This window comes from Sorangiineae bacterium MSr11367, assembly GCA_037157805.1.
GTDB lineage: Bacteria > Myxococcota_A > Polyangia > Polyangiales > Polyangiaceae > Pendulispora > Pendulispora rubella.
This window is the reverse complement of the sequence record CP089983.1, coordinates 7,755,839-7,774,400: the sequence shown is the minus strand read 5'-3', so window position 1 is coordinate 7,774,400 and position 18,562 is coordinate 7,755,839. Positions and strand designations below refer to the sequence as shown.

The window sequence follows — 18,562 nt, the reverse complement described above, 5'->3', positions numbered from 1 at the left end:
GGAATACGAAGGGGCTTCATGCAAAAAACAGAGATTTCGGCGGCCTGCGTCATCGCGCTCTCGGCGTGGGTGATGGGGGGCTGCCAGGCGCACGAAGGTTCGGCGTCGGCGACCGCTACGGCCGCCACTCCGCCGCAAACCACGGAGGCATCCGCGAAAGGCCGCGCATCGGCCGCGCCTTCTCCGCCGGCCCTGCGCCTGCCCGAGTCGATCCGGCCCGTGAACTACGACGCCGCCCTCACGGTGGTGCCGACCGAGGCGCGTTTCGATGGACACATCAGCATCGCGTTGGACGTGCAGACGCCGTCGAACGTGGTGTGGCTCAACGCCGCGAAGCTCGACGTGCGCACGGCCACCGTCAACGGCGCACCGGCCAAAGTGGTGCCCGGCGGAACGAACTTCATCGGCATCCAAACCGAGCAACCCCTTGCCGCGGGGCGTGCGACGTTGGTGATCGATTACTCGGGCGAGATCTCCAAACGCGATGGGGCGGGCCTCTTCGCCCAGAAAGAGGGCGAGGATTGGTACGCCTTCACGCAATTCGAATCGATCGACGCACGTCGCGTGTTTCCGAGCTTCGACGAGCCCTCGTTCAAGGTGCCGTGGAAGCTCCGTTTGAAGGTGAAACGCGATCAATTGGCGCTGAGCAACACGCCGGCCGTCTCGGAGAAGATCGAGGGCGACTACAAGGTTGTCCAATTCGGCGAAACCAAGCCGCTGCCGTCGTACCTCGTGGCGTTCGCGGTGGGGCCGTTCGATGTCGTGGACGCAGGGAAAGCCGGAAAAAATAGCACCCAGGTGCGCATCGTCGTTCCGCGCGGACGCAGCGCCGAAGCGCGCTACGCAAAGGCGGAATCGGGCGCGGTGTTGAACAAGCTCGAGGAGTATTTCGGCATTCCGTATCCCTACGAAAAGCTGGATTGCATCGACGTGCCGACCTTCGGCGGCGCCATGGAAAATCCCGGGCTCGTGACGTTCGACCAGCATCTCATTCTGTCGGTGCCCGAGAAGGAAACGATTCACTTCCGTCGCGCCTACACGGATGTGGCAGCGCACGAGTTCGCGCACCAGTGGTTCGGCGATCTGGTGACCACGCGCTGGTGGGACGATATTTGGCTGAACGAAGCTTTCGCCACGTGGACGACGAACCGCATCCTGGAAGACTGGAAGACGGATTGGCACAAAGAAACCGAGCGCGTGGCCGACACCATGCGCGCGATGCGCGACGATGCACTGGTGAGCGCGCGCCGCATCCGCCAGCCCATCGAGAGCAACGATGACATCGTGACGGCGTTCGATTCCATCACGTACCAAAAGGGCGCCGCGGTGATCGACATGTTCGAGCACGCCGTCGGTCGCGAAGCCTTCCGTGCGGGGGTGAAGCGTTACCTCACGAAGTACTCGCACAAGACGGCGACCGCGGACGACTTCCTCGCGGCGGTGTTCGAAGGAGAGAACGCGAAGGTGGCGGACGCCTTCAAGACGTTCTTGGACCAGCCCGGCGTTCCGCTGGTCAAGGCATCGCTGCAGTGCGACGCGGGCAAGGCGCCGAAATTGTCGCTTTCGCAGGAGCGGTATTTCCCCGTGGGATCCGACGGGAAAGGCTCGCAAAAATGGCAGATCCCCGTGTGTGCGCGCTATCCAGGTGCGAATGGCAAGACGGCGACGTCGTGCACGACGTTGAAGGAAGCCCAGGGCGAGCTGCCCCTCGGCGAGGCGAAATCGTGCCCCGCATGGGTGAACGCCAACGCCGACGCTCACGGATATTACCGTGTCGCCTACAAGGGCGAACTTCTGTCGAAGCTTCTCGCGGGCAAGGCGGGTGACACGAGGCTCACGCGCGCCGAGAAGGTGGCACTCCTCGGCGATATGGCCGCGCTGGTGCGTACGAACGAGCTCTCGTATGCCGATGCTCTGGCGGCCGCGGCGAAGCTCTCCAGCGATCCGGTCAAGGACGTGGCGATGGCGTCGATCGAGCTCGTGGGCGGCTTGCGCCGGGCCGATCTCGTGTCCGAAGGCCTGCGCCCCAAGTATGCGCGTTTCGTGCGCGATACCTTCGGTGCGAGGGCGAAGAAGCTTGGTTTCGCGCCCCACCCCGGTGAGGACGAGGATGCGCGCCTCACGCGTCCGGCGCTGCTCTCCCTCGTGGCCGACCAGGGCGAGGACGCCGCCCTTCGTGCGGAGGCGAAGACCCTCGCCCTGCGGTGGCTTTCGGAGCGGGAGAAGGCGAAGGTCGATCCGGAGGTCGTCGAGACGGTCCTATCCTTGGCGGCTCAGAATGGCGATCGCGCGATGTTCGATCGCATGCTCTCGGAGGCTCGCAAGAGCACGAGTCGGTTCGATCGAAATCTGATCCTTCGTGCGATGGGCCACTTCCGCGATTCCGAGCTGCTTCGCTCGGCGCTGGGCGCCCTTCTCATGGACGAATTCGACGTCCGCGACGCGGTCCGCATGCTTCGCGGCAGCCAGGCGACGCTGGCCACGCGGGAAGTGGTCTACACGTTCGTCAAGCAAAACTACGATGCCCTGGCGAAACGCTTGCCGGGTGAACCGGGCATGCCGAGCATTGCCGCCGGCCTGCCGTTCTGGGTGGGCGGGTCGTTCTGCGACGACGGGCACGCCGCCGACGTCCAGGCCTTCTTTGGCGACCGGTCGACGAAGTATACGGGCGGTCCGCGCGATCTCGCCCAAGCCGTGGAAGGTGTGAAGCTTTGCTCCGCCTACCGTTCGCTCCAAGAGCCGAACGTGTCCGCGTTTTTGCAGAAGCGCGCGCCCTAAAAGCGGGTTTCGCTTTTCGCGCAACGGATCTTTCCCGCGGGCCGATGAAACGCGGGAAAGGTCACGGGCTGCCGGATGGGCTCGTGGGGGAATCCGATGCGGCTCATTTCCGTAGGCGCGGCCTTGGTCGCGCTGCCTCTGCTTCAAGGTTGCATGTCCACGCCTTCGGGCACGCCGGTGATGACCGTGTTCGACTCGCGCTGGGGCGAGTCCAAACGCGCGCAACAGCGCAATGCCGCGGCCGCGGCGCCGGCCACCCTTCACTCCGCACCGGTCGAAACCGAGCGGCGGGGCGCGGTGCACGTGTACCGTGTGCGGTTCTATGCGACGCCGTCTTATAGCGCGCAGACGGTGGACTGGAAGCGGCGCGTCCAGGATCTGGTCGACGATGCGAATGCCGTGTTGGAGCCGTCGCTCCGCATGCGCCTCCAGGTGGAGAGCTGCCGGGAATCGGGTCTCGGGCAAGAGGACGATCTGCAAGACACCTTGGCATCGCTGCGGGGGCGCGATGCCGGTGGCGACGTCGATTGGGTCATGGGCATGGTGGGGGCACTCTCGCGCACCACGGTGTCGTTTCACCAGCTGGGGTTCGCGGAGGTGGGTGGAAAGTACCTGGTCGTCCGCGCCGCGGGGGAGCTCGAAGAGCACAAGGCCATCGAGCACAACTTCGACCAGCTGAAAGAGGAAGATCGCGCGCAGCTCGTACGCGCGCGCAAACGGCACCGCACGACGGCCGTTTTCCTACACGAGATGGGGCACATTCTGGGGGCGCCGCACGTGCGGGATGCCAAGAGCTTCATGGTGCCGGAATACGACGCGCGCATGGAGGCCTACGACGAGGCATCGATGCTGCGCATGCGTGCGTCCCTCGAGCATCGGGAGGACGTTCGGCCCACGCCGATGGCCGAGGCCAAGCTGCCCCAGCCATCCGAGCCACCGGCGGCGCCCGCACCCCAAGAGAAACCGGAGCCGGCCGAAAAGGCGCCGCCGGCGGACATCGCGTCGCTCTCCGAACGCGAACGCTCGGCATACACCAAGGCCATGCGCGCCTATGAAGAGGGCGACGCCGCGTCGGCCTACACGAGCGGTCGCGCGCTGTTCGAAGCGCGGAAGGATGTGTACGCGGTGCAGGACCTTCGCTGCAAGGTGGCCTTGGCCCGCGGCCTCGTATGGACCGACACGCGCACCGAGTGCGATGCGCTGATGAAGCTCTCGACCTCGAAGCAGAAATAACGAAGGGGCGATCGACGATGAAATGGATGGCAGCAGGGCTCCTCGCCATGGGGGCCGTGGGGTGTGCCGGTGCGGGGCAGACGTACGCCCCGTCGAAACCGGCGGCGGTGTTTCCGAGCCGTGCGGAACTCGAGGCCATTGCGCCGAAGGAGGTGACGGCGGAGTCGTTCGACCTGGGCAACGTGCAGGTCGAAACGTGGAACTACGGCGCCGCAGCGGGGCCAGATGGTCCTTACGAAGACACCTCTCCGTGGGCTCCGATCCTGGGCCAGATCATTCAGGCCGCGCCGCCCGGGCAGCTGCGTCTTTCGGGGGCACTTCGCTGCGCCGCCGAGGAGACGGCGCGCTTTCATTTGAAGCACGGCAGCCTTCCGTCGATGAGCTGGCGGCGCTTTACCGCAGCGCGCTGCGGAAGCCCGTCGCCGAACGTGATGATCTTGTCGAATACGTTCGACTTGCCGGAGGGCGTGACCGACGCGCAGGTCGTGGCCCGCATGCCGGCGAACTTCGCGTACGAGATGGCCAAGCCGCTCCACTCGACGAGTCGCCACGTGACGGCGGGCCTGGCCGCGGTGCGCGATGGTAAGCGGCTTGCCGTAGGGATCGTCTTCGCCCGCGACACCGTGCAGGTCGACGCCTCGTCGTACCGCGCCGATGCCCAGCGCCGTGTCACCGTACGCGGGACGCTGGTGGGCGAGCCCGCCGAGCAGATCTCGGGCCTCATCAACCTTGGACGATACGGCGTGGCCCCGTGCGAGGCCGATCGAGAGGTTGCGCCGCCGGCCTTCGAGCTCTCGTGCCAAATGGCCGAAGGCGACAAGTGGGCATGGATCGACCTCACCGCGCGCGCCAAGGATCGGGTGCTCTCGAACCAAGTCGGAAGCGTCATGGTTTTGGCTGCCGGGGAGGAACTTCCCATTCAATACGGAGCACCGCGCGGCGCGGGCGCACCGTCCGTGGTTCGTACACCCGCCGAATTTCGCAGCGCTCTCGCGAGCCGATTGAACGCGGTGCGGGGGGCTGCGCGTCTGTCACCCCTGCAGCTCTCGGCGGAACAGAGCACGATCAACGAACGGCTGGTGGGCGTGCTGCTCGACACGGAATCCAAGGATGCGGCCAAGGGCAACTGGTCCGACTTTGGCTCGACGGCGGATCGGGCGGCCATCGGGGTGATGGCCGGATGGGAGGTCCGCGGCTTGATCCGTGACGGAACCGTGTTCGTGGCGAGCGCGCCGGAAACACGCGACGCGACGGCCTGGCTCGACTTCGCGATCGAGCATCCGATGGGGCGCGCGACGCTTCTTGCCCCCGAGTCGCGTGTGGTGGCCATCGGGCCGGCCGTTCCCAAATCCGCGAATGCGCTGGGGGCGGTCGTGACGACGTATGCATTGTTCGAAGGCGACGATCACAGCGCGGAGGCCGAGCGCGTGTTCTCGGCGATCAGTTCAGCGCGGACGCAGCGCGGCCTTCCGGCGCCGGTGCGCCTGACCAACGTGCCCGGTCTGGCCGAGCAAACCGCGTTGGTTCGTGCCGGCAAGAAGGCGCCATCGGCGGCCTTTCACGAGACGCTGGAGTACATCGCGGAGCACCTGCCCGGTGAGCGCATCCAGGGCCTCAGCTTCGAAACATTGGACGTCAATCGTCTGATCTTCCCGAAGGAGCTCTTTCGGGCAGGGCCGATGCAGCTCGTCGTCGAGGTGACCCACCATCGGGCTCCAGGTGCTGCATGGGGACAGTACGTGGTGTACATGTTCCTGCGTTCGAGCGCGGGCAAGGCCGGCTACGATGCACGGGCGGATGGCCACCACGCGGCGTTCTAGCTAGAACGAGCCTTCCACGCCGATGCCGGGGATCGCGACGGGGCCGATCTTCTGCTCTTCGCAGGAGCGCGGCCCTCCAAATGACTTCGACTTGCACTCGATGTTGATGACCTCCTTGTTCAAGGTGACGTTGAGGCCCTCGAACACGAAGGCGATGCGCCCCGTGCGGCCGATTTTCCAGGCTTTCTCGAGGCGCAGATCGACGCGGTAATAGGGGGGGAACCGCGTGTCCGTCGGCAGGGTGCTCGGATTGCCGTCGTCGTCGAAGCGCGGGCGGGGCCGGCCGGAGTAGAGCATGAAGCGCAGGCCCGCACGCCAGTGATGGCCGAGATCGTACGCACCGATGACTTGAAAGACGTGGGTGCGGTCGAACTCGGCCGGGACGGTCTGCGGCACCTCGATCTGCGCGTGCGTGCTCGTACCCACCAGTAGCCCTTCGCGGGTGGAGCGCGACAGCGTGTACGAAAGCCATCCCGTGAGCTTCTTCGTGAGGGCCCGCCGCAGGAGGAACTCGAAGCCGTAGGCGCGCCCGCGGACCCGCCGCGTGAGGCACGGGTTGTCCCAGTCGCCGATCGGAATCTCGCCGCACGAGGCCGTGGCGTCGCTCAAATTGCGGTACTCGTGCAGGAACACGTTGGCCGTGGCGGTGAAATCGAGCGGGAGCGCGAGCTCGAGCCCCTGGCTCGCTTGAAAGGCCGTCTGCAGGTGATCGCGGCGCTCGGTGAAGCCGAGCCCCGCGATGGGAATCAATGTGCTCGGCGGTTGATGCGTGATGCCGAACGTGGCCAAGTACGTGAGCTTCGGCATGAGCAGCACGCGCGCCGAGATGCGCGGATCGACGGCCACCGTCGCCGTGGCCGGGGCACCGATGGGGTGCTGCCGATCCAGAATGTGAATCACCGGCTGATCGATGCGCCGCGACGTGAAGACGTCGGCACGCAGCCCTGCGGTGAGCTCGACCCGGCGCGAGATCCGCCACGCCGCGTCGGCGTATGCGCCGAGGGTCACGTCATTTCTCGGTGCATACAGGATGGAATACGGACTTTCCTCCGGCGAAAGTCGGTTGCCGTCCGGGTCGAGCAAATCGCTGTAGTCCCACACCACGTCGGCGCCCGCGCGCACGCGAAGGTTCGGCCCGAGCCGATCCTCGATTTCCGTGCGCAGGCCCACGCTGCGCAATCGCCCATTGCCGACTTTGCTGTCGCCCTGGATGTCCGCACCGGATTCGTCGGCCCCCAAGGTGAGGGCCAATCGAAGCTTCCCCGACTCGCCCAGCCGGTGGTCGTAGCGCAGATCGAGCCGGTGAAATCCTGTTTTGAAGAGCTGCTCTTCCGTCTTTTTCTTGGTTTGGTAATCTTCTTTGATGGATCCGAGGTAGTCGGAGCTTCCAAATGCAAATACGGTGAGCGTGTCTCGATTCGTGAGGGCATACGATGCGCGCGCCTGGTAATCCCAATAGGAGACCGTGACCTCCGGCGAGATGAGCGACGCGAGCAATCCCGGATAGCCATAGCGCCCGCCCACGAGCACGCTCCCGCGCCCGCCGGCAAAGGGGGCCTCGACCATGCCGCCGCTGTCGACGAGGCGCACGTTCCACTCGCCGTGCAGCTCGGTGGCGGGAGGACGCGTGTATCCTGCAAGGATGCCCCCGGAGAAGCGGCCATACTGCGCCGGCGGCGCGCCGGAGAAGAAGTCGACACGGTCGATCAACCCGGGATGGACCACCCCCGGCCCGAGCGCAAAGTGGTAAAGCAGCGGAATGCGGATGCCGTCGAGGTAATAACCGGTGTTGCCGGGCGGGGCGCCGCGCACGTAAAAGAAGGGCAGGCCGCTCACGATGGGGGTGACGCCCGGGAGGGCTTCCATCATGCGAAAGGCATCGCCAAAGGCACCGGGCATCTGCCGCACCTCGCCGCCGGTGAACGTGATTTTCCCGGGCTCTTGGCGTCCGCGGACGGAGACTTCCTCCTCGCGCTCGATGACCACCGCCGTCCGCCGCGTCGGCGGTGCTGATGCATGAGGGGCGCTCGGCACGGGCGGTGGCGGCGGGTGAAACTCGATGCGCATGCGGACGCGTGCGCGCACGTCGACGTCGCCCCGCCGTGCGGACACGAAGCGCCACGTCGGGGCTCGGGCGAGCACCGCGGTGGTGAACGGCTTCTCGCCGGAGACGATGATCGCCTGGGCGACGGCGCCGCCCGTATCGATGGTCAGCTCGACGACGACCACCGCCTCGCCCTGCGCACCCTCCGGGTACCCGATGGTCTCCTGCGTCAAAAGGCGCGGCGGAACGAGAGGCGGCGGGGCATTCTGAGCCCATGCCGATTCGGTCGCGCCGAGCCACGCGGCGAGAAGCAAAAATAGAAAGTAAAGTCTATTCAATTAAGTGAACTCAAAACGTAATGAGGACTTCTTGCTCCGGTATCGAACGATCTTTCGGCGTTAGCCGCATTTCGAGACGGCCGTGGGTCGGGCTGTCATAGAAGTAGTAATAAGAACTCGGGTACTGGTTATTTCGTTCCGCCATTCGCGCGCGCAATTGCTCTTCGGTGAGAATCTCACTGAAACCGATGCGGCCAATGCCCGTGGCCTCCCGTGCCGGATCGAGCGTCTGCGTCGAATACTCTGCCGAGCTGCCCGGGGGATCGGTGAACCAAATGCCGTTCGGCAGAACGATGCGCACGCTCTTCATCCGGGCGCGATCGTCGAAGTCGTTCCACACGTTTCGTTCGGGCAGGCCGCGAAGGCGCAAGGTCACGAAATCGGACTGGTACTCGCCCGATCCCGAGTAGCTTATGTTCACCTGGGTGCGCGGCTCCGGGGCCGCGTCGAAGCCCGCGTCCCATGGCGGCGTGTTACTCCACTGGATGCTCTCGTAGCACTCGAGCGTGTCGCGCTGCGTCCCCACGAATGCCATACCCGCGCACGAGCGCGTGTCCTTGGTCGGAGGGTCGTCTCCGCACGCGAGCGGCACGAGCGCGAGGAGGCCGGCGAAAAACGCCGCCAACGCCTTCGCGGGGACCCGTGGGTATCGGTTCATGGTTGCCTAAGACACCCGACACCCTGGCTTTCGATCAAAGAATCGTCACTTGGGTCGTGAAAATACCTGAACGCCAAATGGGCCACTGCCCTTTTGCGCATGAATGTCGAGTTTGTATTGCAGTGGAAATGGGGTGATGGGGCACGTCGGATTCGTGCCCTTGCCGATGACCGGCGTGCCGTCTGCCGTGTCGTCTCGCCCGACTTGTATGTTGTAAAAGGGTGGCGCCAGCAGGTGCAGATCCAAATTACGAATCTGCCCCGAGGGCGAAAACCCGACGATGGCGTAGCACTTCCCGCCGGTCAGCGTGACCAGCATGGCTTTATGCCCATTCTCCTGCAGCGTGTCCTTGGCCATCTGCCCTTCGGGCTGCATGTTCGGGGCGGAGCGGGTGGCCGAGGCCTTGATGCCCGCCTCGATGGGATCGTTGGCCACGCCGCCGGGCGTGAGGATGGCCATCGTGCCCGCGGACATCTGACCGAGCAGCGTCGGATCGACGGGGATACCGGGCAGGGGATTCGCCGGCGTCCCCGATGCGGTCGAGGAAGCCGAGGCGTTCGGCGCGGGGCCGGGCGGCGGACTCGCCGTGGGCACGAGCGGCTGCGCGCGAGGCAGGCCCTGTGCGGGCGCCGGGTCCTGCTGCGGTGGATAGCCTTCCTGTCCGTTGAAGGTCTGCGGCTGATCGACGGGCTTCTCGTTGCCCACGCAACCCGCCATGGCAACACAAAGGACGAAAGGCCAGCTCCTCATCCCTGGGAGCATACGACGCGGCCCATGGGGCGCGAAGATAGCCAAAGCTCAACCATAGAAGGCTCACTTTCAAAGCTCATGTGGGGAAGGTTCTTCGATCCACATGGGTTCAACGCCAGATACGGCACGATGAAACCGCTTGTGTCGTATTTTTACACCCGGTAGAAACGGCGGACGCCGCCTGAATGGGCGCAGGAGCCTTGCGTCAAACCGGGGTCACGCTATCGTCCGAAACGGAATTTCGGGGGGCGAACTCAACCTACGATGACCCGCGTGCTGTCTCTGGCCAAGCGCCTAGCATTCACCTCTTTGGGCTCCCTCCCATTCATCGGCGCCTTCATCAGCGTGCTCTTCATGCTGTGGGGGAGCGGACAACTCCATTCGCGTGGTCTCAACGCGCTGGGCGACTGGGCTATTGCATGCGCCAGCCATCCCATTGGCGCCATCGTGCTGGTCCAGGCGATCTACACGGGGCTTCAGAGCCTTTTGTGGATGCGCTACAGCGCCTTCGAGCGTCCCGCTGCCGCCGTTTGGCCCAAGGTTACGGTGGTGATCCCGGCCTTCAACGAGGGGCCGATGGTGGAACGCAGCATCCGTTCCGTCGCCCGCTGCAGCTACCCCAAGGACCTGCTCGAGATCATCGTCGTCGACGACGGTTCGCGGGACGACACGTTTTTCCACATGCAGCGGCTGCGCCGCGAGTTCCCCGACCTGGTCCGGCTGGTTCGCTTCATCCAGAACCGCGGAAAGCGTGCGGGGCTCGAAGCCGGCTTCCGTGCCGCCTCGGGCGAGATCGTCATCACGATTGATTCGGACAGCGAGATCGAGGCCACGACCATCCACGAGATGGTCGCGCCGTTCCTCTGTGACGAGAAGATCGGCGGCGTCGCCGGGCGCGTGGCGGTTCTCAACCGCGCCGAGTCCCTCATCAGCAGCATGCTCGAGGTGCAGTACGCGCTGGCGTTCGATTTCGCCCGCGCCGCGCAGTCCACCTACCGTTGTGTGGCGTGCTGCCCGGGTGCGCTCTCGGCGTTTCGCCGGGAGGCCATTCTGCCCTACCTGACGGAGTGGACGAATCAGAAGTTCCTCGGCCGTCCCGTGGGGCACGGCGAAGATCAGGCGCTCACCAACATCGTGCTCCGGCAAGGCTACGATACGGTCTACCAGCGAACCGCGGTGGTCCATACCTTGGCTCCGACCAAGTACAAGCAGCTCTCGCGCATGTTCGTGCGCTGGGATCGCAGCTACATCGTCGAGGGGTTTTCGTTCGCGAAGTTCATGTTCAGCCGCTACCGCGAGCGGAATCGGATCCTGCCGATCGTGCACTTCATCGTGTCGAACCTGCGCCTCGTGATTTTCGCGTGGGGCATCCTCGAGCTGCCGCTGGTCTTCACGGAGGACCTATCCACCTTGTTCCGCGGTGGCATTGCGCTGGCCATCACCGCTCTCTTCTCGGCCGCGTATTACCTCCGCATCGAGCGAAGCTTCCGCTTCATCTACGGCCTCGCCTACGCCCTCTTCAGCGTGTGCTTGCTCCAGTGGATCCTCCCCTGGGCGCTCATCACAGTGCGCGATGAGCGCTGGGGCACGCGCTAGTTAGGGGTAGGGTTCGCAGTTCCGGGAGGGATCCGTCGAGTAGTCGAGGTTCTCTCCCGACGAATATGCGCCGCACTCGGTGGTCACCGATCCGCCGCAGGTGCAGTAGTACGGGACGAATTTCGGGCAGATGCTGAAAGCTCGTACGACGCATCTTCCCGGCCCGCTGCAACCACTCCTTTTGCAGAAGCCCTCCTGGCAGCTTTCGCCGTCGTTGCAGGTCGGTGTGTCAGGACAGAAGCCAGAGGAGGCAATGTTGACCTCGCTGTCCTCGGCGTCGGCGTATGCCGTGTACGTCCGCCCATCGCAACCGCACACCGTACTCCCGTCCCAAGTGGCCTCGTAGTGCCGTTGAAATTTGCACGTTCCGGGGCCGTCGCAGGCGCCATCGGGCTTCTTGCACCATAACCCGTAGGCGCAGTCCGATTTGACGATGCAAGGATCGCCTTCCTCGCCTGGGCTGCGCGCGTCCTCGGCCGCGTCGGGTGCTCCGCCGCCATCGAAGGGGCCCGCGTCGGGTGAACCAGAGTCTTCGCAGGCGGCATCGGCCATTTCGTTTTGGTGTTGCTTGGCATCCAATTCGGAGCGCGGGCCGGAAGACTCTTTTTCAGAAGAGCATGCGCCAACGCCGGCCAGGGCCAGCGCAAAGGTGAGAATGAGGGGGCGTCGCATCGGGACCTCCTGCCGAGAATTGGTGCAGGAGGTCCCTTTCCGTCACAGCTCGACTACGGGGCCGGGGGAGCGACGGATTCGGGGCGGGGGGATTGGGAGGCGAGGCGGAGCACGCGGCGGATGCAGCCGTCGGGGAGCTCGTAGGCCTCGGGGGCGGTGAGGTCGCCGATGGGATCCACCAAGCCTGTCTCGCCGAGGAGCCGGACCATGACGCTTGCGGCTTCCTGGGCGCGCCGGCGCAGTTCTTCCTCGGGCAAGTGGCTCGTGAGCCCGCTCGAGGCAAACTGGGACATGACGTGGCGTTCGGCGATGCCTTGAAGTTGCGGCACGTCGATGGGGCCGCCGCTCGCGAGCTTGCGGAGCATGGCGCCCGCGGGGCCGAGCGATTCGGCAATTTCGGACTCGACCCACACCCGCAGCGGTGCGCCCTCGCGTTCCTCGCGGGTCACCGCCTCGCGCGCGCCCTCGATGCCGATTTGCACTGCCCCGAGGCCGCCTTGTCGCGCGTGATCGCTGTCGTACAGCTCGAGGACCGACGTACCGATGCGGCGAAGCAAGAGCGGAACGCCCTGCGCCTGGCGCACGATGAAATCGAGGGCCTCGTCGTTGAAGCGAATCCCTTGCCGGGCGCCCAGGCCGCGCATCATCTGCGCCGCCGCATCGGGTGAAAGGTGCGGCACGCAAACCGCGGGGAACGCGCCGATCATCGACTGCTTGCCCAAGGTGCGGAGCGGCGCCCAAAGCAACGGGTGCAGCGCCGAGCAGAGAAGAATGCCGACCGTCGAGCCCCCACCGGTGCGCGGGGCATCGCCCACGGCGTTGCGAAGGCGCCCGAGAAGAATGGCCAGCGCGTCGAGCACGTGGCCGAGCCGATCCGGGCCGACCGCGAGAACCTGCTCGATCTCGTCGAGGATGAGCAGAATGGGGGGCGAGCGTCCGTCCGCGTACGGCGAGCACTCTGCCGAGAGATCGCGGATCCACCGGGTGAGGGCCGCCGCGTCGATCTCGTCGGTGGGGGCCTCGGGGATGTTCGCCGCCGGATACAACGCGCGCGCAGAGTCGACCAAGCGGGCGCACAGGGAACGAAGCACCGCGTTCACCGCGTGCGCAGGATCGTCCTTGAAGGCAAACTCGTGGTGGAAGCCCGCCAGGTCCACGTACGCCGAAGGGCCGGTCAAGCGCCGCGCGACCTCGAGCGACAAGGACGACTTGCCGAAGCGCCGCAGGCCGGTGACCAGCGACCAGCGCCCGGCGCGCGTCTCCGCGAGAAGACCCGATACGAGGCGTTCGCGGTTCCAGAACTGACTCGACGACGTGATGCGGCCCCGCATGTCGAACGGATTTCCGCGGAGCGATGTCTCCTCCACCAATTCGAGCAGGTCGCTCGCACTGTGCGCCCACTGGAGGCGCGAGACGGCGAGAGGAAGCACGTGCATCGCCCGTCCGCCTTTGGCCGCCCAGTCGAGGATGGCGCGCACGGCGGCCAGATCGAGCGAAGCTGCGTCTTCATGCAGCAGGAACACCACGCGGGCGCCCACGCGATGGCTGACCGCCACGGCGTGGTTGACGTGGTCCCCCTGAATCTTCGCCGGCTCGTCGACGCGCACGAGGCACGCGAGCGTCCCCCACGGCTCCCACGCGGGCTCGCGCGGAAGATCGACCACCAGCACGTCGTGGTGCGAGGGAAGCAAGTAGCGCATCGGATCCGGCCGCGAGGGCAGGCCCAAGGCGCCGAGACGGTCGCCGGCCGCCACCGCCCAGGTCGCGAAGTCGCGTCGGGCGCGGGTGAAGCGGATGCCCCAAATGATCAGCGCCGCTCCGAGCACCAGCGCCACCAGCCAGCCGATGCTGGTTCGGGCGCGGTGGGTCCACGCTTCGTCGAGCTCCGCCTCGAGCCGGCAATCGTAAAACGACTCGCGCGGGAGCTCCTGGCACTGCTGGCACCGCGCATCCGGAAGGCCCAGCGCCTGGCACGGTGTCTGTCGCGAGAAAAAGTGTTTGAACCACGCACCGAGCCGCGTCGACTGAGAAAAGCGGACCTTCTCGATGGGCACGTTGGTGGCCGGATCGACGCGCCAGGGCGAGCCTGCCGGCGGTTCGCCGAAGCCAAGTGCGATTTGCGACAGTTGGTGAAGGCTTACCTCGACAGAGTCGCCCTCGCCGTGTCGGTCCTGGCACGCGCGCCGGAGCCGGGCGAACGCCGTTTCGGGGACGCGCACATCCACGATCACCATCTCGTCCGCCGACGGAGGCCGCTCGAACGAGCCCGGAAGGGTCGCCGCTCGGCCTTCCCACAGCAGCCGCGCGTACATCGAGCAAACCTGCAGCGAAACGTCGTCCCCGGTATCCCCCGTGTTCGAGGCGAGCTTCGACCACCGCTCGACGGGGGCGAGGATCTCGTTCGGCGGTGCGGTGCATGCCGAGGGCATGGCGTAATCCTGCATCGCTCGCACCGCACGGCCGCACGTGTCGGCCGGCGTGCCATCCCGCGCGCGTGACCGGATGTCGTCGATGCGCGCGAGGGTTCGCGCGGTCAGGCGCTTGGGGCTCGGCAGCTTCGCCTCGAGCCAGGTGCGGAACGATGCTTCCGCGCCCGCGTCCTCCAAGTAGCAGGTGAAGAGCTTCGTTTGGGCCGCCGCCGCCACCTCGGAGTAATCCGTGGTGCGCGCGGTGATGTGCGGCGTCGGAAAATCGGCAACCCAGGTGAGGACCCGGTCCGGGCCGGCGTCATGGCATTCGGTGGCCCAGATCTCCTCGATGCGGCGCCGCACGAGCAGGGGGCCCGTCGACTCGAAGAGCTGCTGCAGTTGTTTGGCGCGCGTGCATGCTGGCGTGGGCGCTTCGTCCGCGCAATGCGCGATGAACAGGTACGACTGCACCAAGCGAAGTGCCGCCGACACCGGCGGAGCACCTTGGCCGTTGGGCGTGGCGTGCGCGCGGTCGACTTCTTCGACGAGCTTCGGATCGAGCGGCGCCGTCGACGCAAACCAGGCATCGATGGTCGCCGGTCCGCCGCTTCGAATGCCTTGCCATGATTGCGGCGCCGCGAGGCGTACGGCCTCGGTGAGCAAACGCCGGTAGAACGCGGGCTCGCGCCGTCCCTTGCCGAGCAAGCGCTCGACCGCACGCTCGGGGGTGGTCGACCCGAAGAGCGTCGGGAGCGTGTCGCTTTCGCCGGCCCCGAAGGCCGCGATTTGATTGAGGGCGTTGGTGGAGTTTTCCCAGCCACGCAGCAGCGCGGCCAGCTGGCCTTGCTCCTTGCTTGGGACGCACGAACCTACGTTGGCCACGCGTCCGTCGAGCAGCTGACGCGCGAAACTGGCCGCCTCCGAGCACAGGCTGTCCTTCGACGTCCGGCAGGCTTTCTCGCTGGCCTGAACGTCATCCAGCTTGTTCGACGTCGAGGACAGCTCCTCCGTGCACGCGGCCTTGTCACTCTCCGAGGACTTCTGACGGCGCTCGCACGCCTCGAGCGTGCGCTGGGCTTCGCTCAAACGTTGCTCGACGGCGGCGCACGAAACGACACCCGCATCCGGAGCGGCAGGGGCCGCGACGGCAGTTAACGCGATGAACAGCAGAAACGTGACTGCTATCGAGGCGCTCAGAATCTTTCGTACGCCGAACATGACTCCCAACGGCAGGGAAACACCACGGCGAATTGGTCCGGGTGGGCCATGGCCCATCGACCCGTCGGCGTGTCGTTTCCTGCGACAAAAATGCGAACGTTCTCGCGTTGGAGAAAGTCCGGCACCTGGTCGTAGGTCAAATTGCGGGGAATCGCAACGCCCCGGTACCGGAGGTTGGTGTCCCACCCGAAATAAGGCAGTTCATCGGCGAGGTCGAACGCAAAGGTTTCGTCGTTGCGTATGCGCTTGCGCGCTTCGATGTACCGGAGCGGCGGACCATCCGGACCGACGGCACGCATTCGCTCGTCGTCGGTCATGTTGGCGTAAGCAAAAAGAGGTGGCCCCTCACCAATCAGGGCTGGCCACGCGGTGGTGAGCTGCCAGAGGCACATCAGGGTAACCGCGCTCAACACCACGGTGCGCGTGTGCGGTGCCCATCTCCATCCGCGCCGTTGCGCGTAGTCGCGCAGGCGCGCGATCTGCGGCGTCGCCAGGGCGAACACCATGGCGACGAAGCCAAGAACGAAACGGGCCCACGCCGGTTCGGGCGACAGGAGGGTCGCGAAGGTGGCGACGACCAGCGCGGCGTTCCGTCGCTGCACCAGCGTGATCACCGCAAGCGGCAAGCACAGGAGAAACACCGGACCGAGCCCTCCCATGCGCATGTCGAAGGCCATGGTGACACCCCAGAGGGTGCCCCACGAGTGCAGGGTCCGCAGGAGGAACGGGCCGTGTGCGCGTGGAAGCGCAGGCGCCGTGGCCAGCACTTGGTCGATGGTGATGAGTCCCGGGAAGTGCCACGGCCCGATCCCGATCTTCACCGGCCAGACCGGATTTCCGTGCAGGATCACGTTCTGAACGTACGACTCGGCGCCCAGCAGCAGGGTGACGATGCCCGCGACCACGACAGGTCCCACGAGGCGAGCCCGCAGACAACGCACACCGAGAATCAGCAAGAGCAGCACGGTCCCGGAGGGGGCGTTCGGCTTCGATCCGAGAAAGAGTCCGAGGGCGATCCCGGCCACGAGCACCGTGCGGACCGTCGGTGGCGTGAGCACGAAGTAGACGGCCGCAAGCAGAAACGCCGCGCTGCCGATGTCGACGTAGTTCGTGGGCAGCTGCATGAACGTGACGGGAACGAGGAGCCACGCGCAGCCCGCGGCGATGGCTTCCGGTCGCTCGGCGCCACATTGCCGTGCGATCGCGGCCGTGATCACGCTTCCCATGATGCCAAGCGGGATCTCTCCGAGATCCACGAGGCGATCGTCCGGCAGCATGGCCCGCAACGCGACGTAGAGCATCTCGGTGTTGTGCGGGTACGTCGACAGGTACGGAATGTCGGGCGGCACCCCGCGTTGCCCGTGTGCGCCGAGGAAGAAGTTGACGAAGGGCAGGTGGTAGCCCGCCGAGTCCCAATGCCAGATCGGCAGCCATCGCGCGGCGAGGACGGCCACGCCGAGGGCTCCGCCTGCGAGAAGAAGAAGGGGGAGCACGTCCCGGGTCACCGCCCCGTGAAGGGGGAAGGCGATCCGTCGCTCGCGCTGGACCAGCGCAGCCGCTGCAGCGGCAACCAAAAGGGCCAGGAGAAGCGTCGTGCTCGTCACCAGGCTGAAGGCCCCCAGGACGCGTACGCCGGCGACCATCGCTGCGACCGCCAGAACCATGCCGCCGACCGCGCGGTGGGTCGCGTTATCCGGAAAAACGAGGGTACCCAGGCGCATCGCCAGGAAGACGGCCGCAGGGATCGCCAGTGGCAGGAACCCCCAGGCGCCTGCGAATGCCATCATCCACGGCTCCTATTCGGAGCCTTTCGCAGGATTCGGCCGAGCTGAAGGATTTCAGGTTGCGGCATGGCGCACCAGGTACGGAGATACTCGACATCCCCGGATAAACCCAAACACTTCCGCCACGTTCTCGCTGGCCAGGGCGGTTCAGGTGTATGACACTGTGCAAGAACCTTCATGAAAATAACCATTCCGCGGCGCTGGATCCTGGCCGGGGCAGCTGGCGCCCTGCTCTTGGTGGGAGCGTACGTCGGCTTTCGTTCCAGGCTCGTATTCGCGTCACCGGCAACGGTCTCTACCCCGGGGCATCTCTCGCCCGTGGACATTCTGGTCTTTTCGCCGCATCCCGATGACGACGTTCTCGGCTGCGCGGGCGTGATTCAGCAAGCCGTCGCCGATGGCAAACAAGTGCGCGTGGTGTTCTCGACCCTCGGTGACGCGTACACGGAGGCGGCGTCGGCCATGCTTCGCAAAGAGCCGAACTCGTTGACCGAGACGGACTATTTCGAGCTCGCGAAGAGCCGTCAGCAGGAAGCGATCACCGCCGAGGGTCTGTTGGGCGTCCCTCCCGAGAACCTCGTGTTTCTCGGGTACCCGGACGGGGTGCTGGCGCGCGTGGCGACGGCCAAATCCAATGCGATGGTCACGTCACTCTTCACGCACCGCTCCTCGACGTACGGCCCGGTCGTCACCGATTACCACTCCTGGGCGCACGACCGCGCAGCCCCGTACTACCGCGATTCGGTGCTCGGCGATTTCGTCGAGGTGTTGCAGCAATCGGCGCCGGAGCGCGTGTACGTGGCCGACGGCGCCGATGCCCATCCGGATCATGCGGCGACGTTCGATCTGGTGAAAGCCGCCATGGCACAGACCGGCTACCAGGGGGAGTTCAGGACCTTCCTCGTGCATAGCCATGGCTCCGCCGATGAGTGGCCGTGGCCCCATGCCGCAACACCCACGCGCCGCTACGAGCAGCACACGGCGGGCGGAAAGTCGTTTCCCGCGGACGTTCCTTGGCCTCCGGACGAGCGGGTGGCGTTGACGCCGGAGCAAGCCGAGCTCAAACGCCAGGCGATCATGGCGCACGCCTCGCAGTGGAACCTGCCCGAGAACAAGATTCCGCTTGGCGCCTTCGTCAAAGCCGACGAGATCTTCTGGTCCAACCGATGATCGCGCCATCTTATTTCCGTTGAGTTGAACTCGGGAAAAACGAAGTCGCCGGGGCGAGAAGTCGTACGGAAGCGAGGGGCGTTGCTCTAGGGT

Annotated in this window: 11 protein-coding genes; 5 read left to right on the top strand and 6 right to left on the bottom strand. The window is 65.8% G+C overall.

The genetic code is table 11. The features are described 5' to 3' along the window. Nucleotides 1-18 precede the first annotated feature (18 nt). The 3 genes from LVJ94_30135 (at nt 19) to LVJ94_30125 (ending at nt 5,831) form a co-directional block, all read left to right on the top strand. Nucleotides 19-2,778: a M1 family metallopeptidase gene (locus tag LVJ94_30135; GenBank protein ID WXB01166.1), complete on the top strand. Its 2,760-nt coding sequence runs from the start codon at nt 19-21 to the stop codon at nt 2,776-2,778. Between the two features lie 153 nt (nt 2,779-2,931). Next, nucleotides 2,932-4,011 carry a matrixin family metalloprotease gene (locus tag LVJ94_30130; protein WXB01165.1) on the top strand — a complete coding sequence of 360 codons (1,080 nt, stop codon included), beginning with the start codon at nt 2,932-2,934 and terminating at the stop codon, nt 4,009-4,011. A 17-nt stretch (nt 4,012-4,028) separates the two neighbouring features. Beyond that, entirely contained in the window at nt 4,029-5,831 is a 1,803-nt protein-coding gene (locus LVJ94_30125; GenBank protein ID WXB01164.1) for a hypothetical protein, read from the top strand. Here the strand turns inward: LVJ94_30125 and LVJ94_30120 are convergent, their stop codons facing one another. Genes LVJ94_30120 through LVJ94_30110 form a run of 3 tightly spaced genes read right to left on the bottom strand, consistent with a single transcriptional unit; the run spans nt 5,832 to nt 9,621 of the window. After that, the gene (locus LVJ94_30120; GenBank protein ID WXB01163.1) at nt 5,832-8,213 is read right to left on the bottom strand and encodes a TonB-dependent receptor; all 2,382 of its coding nucleotides are present in this window, start codon (nt 8,211-8,213) and stop codon (nt 5,832-5,834) included. Nucleotides 8,214-8,223: 10 nt separating this feature from the next. Further along, a complete protein-coding gene (locus LVJ94_30115) occupies nt 8,224-8,871 on the bottom strand; it encodes a hypothetical protein (GenBank protein WXB01162.1) in 648 nt (215 codons plus the stop codon). A gap of 45 nt (nt 8,872-8,916) precedes the next feature. Further along, nucleotides 8,917-9,621: a hypothetical protein gene (locus tag LVJ94_30110; GenBank protein ID WXB01161.1), complete on the bottom strand. Its 705-nt coding sequence runs from the start codon at nt 9,619-9,621 to the stop codon at nt 8,917-8,919. Nucleotides 9,622-9,885: 264 nt separating this feature from the next. On the opposite strand from LVJ94_30110, the gene LVJ94_30105 reads away from it, so the two are divergent. Further along, on the top strand, nt 9,886-11,217 hold the full coding sequence (locus LVJ94_30105; protein ID WXB01160.1) for a glycosyltransferase: 1,332 nt from the start codon (nt 9,886-9,888) through the stop codon (nt 11,215-11,217). On the opposite strand, the gene LVJ94_30100 is transcribed toward LVJ94_30105, so the two are convergent. The 3 genes from LVJ94_30100 to LVJ94_30090 are packed head-to-tail and all read right to left on the bottom strand — an operon-like array spanning nt 11,218 to nt 17,302. Then, nucleotides 11,218-11,889: a hypothetical protein gene (locus LVJ94_30100; GenBank protein ID WXB01159.1), complete on the bottom strand. Its 672-nt coding sequence runs from the start codon at nt 11,887-11,889 to the stop codon at nt 11,218-11,220. A gap of 53 nt (nt 11,890-11,942) precedes the next feature. Then, nucleotides 11,943-15,515, bottom strand: coding sequence for an ATP-binding protein (locus LVJ94_30095; GenBank protein WXB01158.1), 3,573 nt, complete (start codon nt 15,513-15,515; stop codon nt 11,943-11,945). Next, on the bottom strand, nt 15,491-17,302 hold the full coding sequence (locus LVJ94_30090) for a hypothetical protein (GenBank protein WXB01157.1): 1,812 nt from the start codon (nt 17,300-17,302) through the stop codon (nt 15,491-15,493). The genes LVJ94_30095 and LVJ94_30090 overlap by 25 nt, the downstream gene beginning before the upstream one ends. 174 nt (nt 17,303-17,476) lie before the next feature. On the opposite strand from LVJ94_30090, the gene LVJ94_30085 reads away from it, so the two are divergent. Then, the gene (locus tag LVJ94_30085) at nt 17,477-18,469 is read left to right on the top strand and encodes a PIG-L family deacetylase (protein ID WXB01156.1); all 993 of its coding nucleotides are present in this window, start codon (nt 17,477-17,479) and stop codon (nt 18,467-18,469) included. Nucleotides 18,470-18,562: the final 93 nt, after the last annotated feature.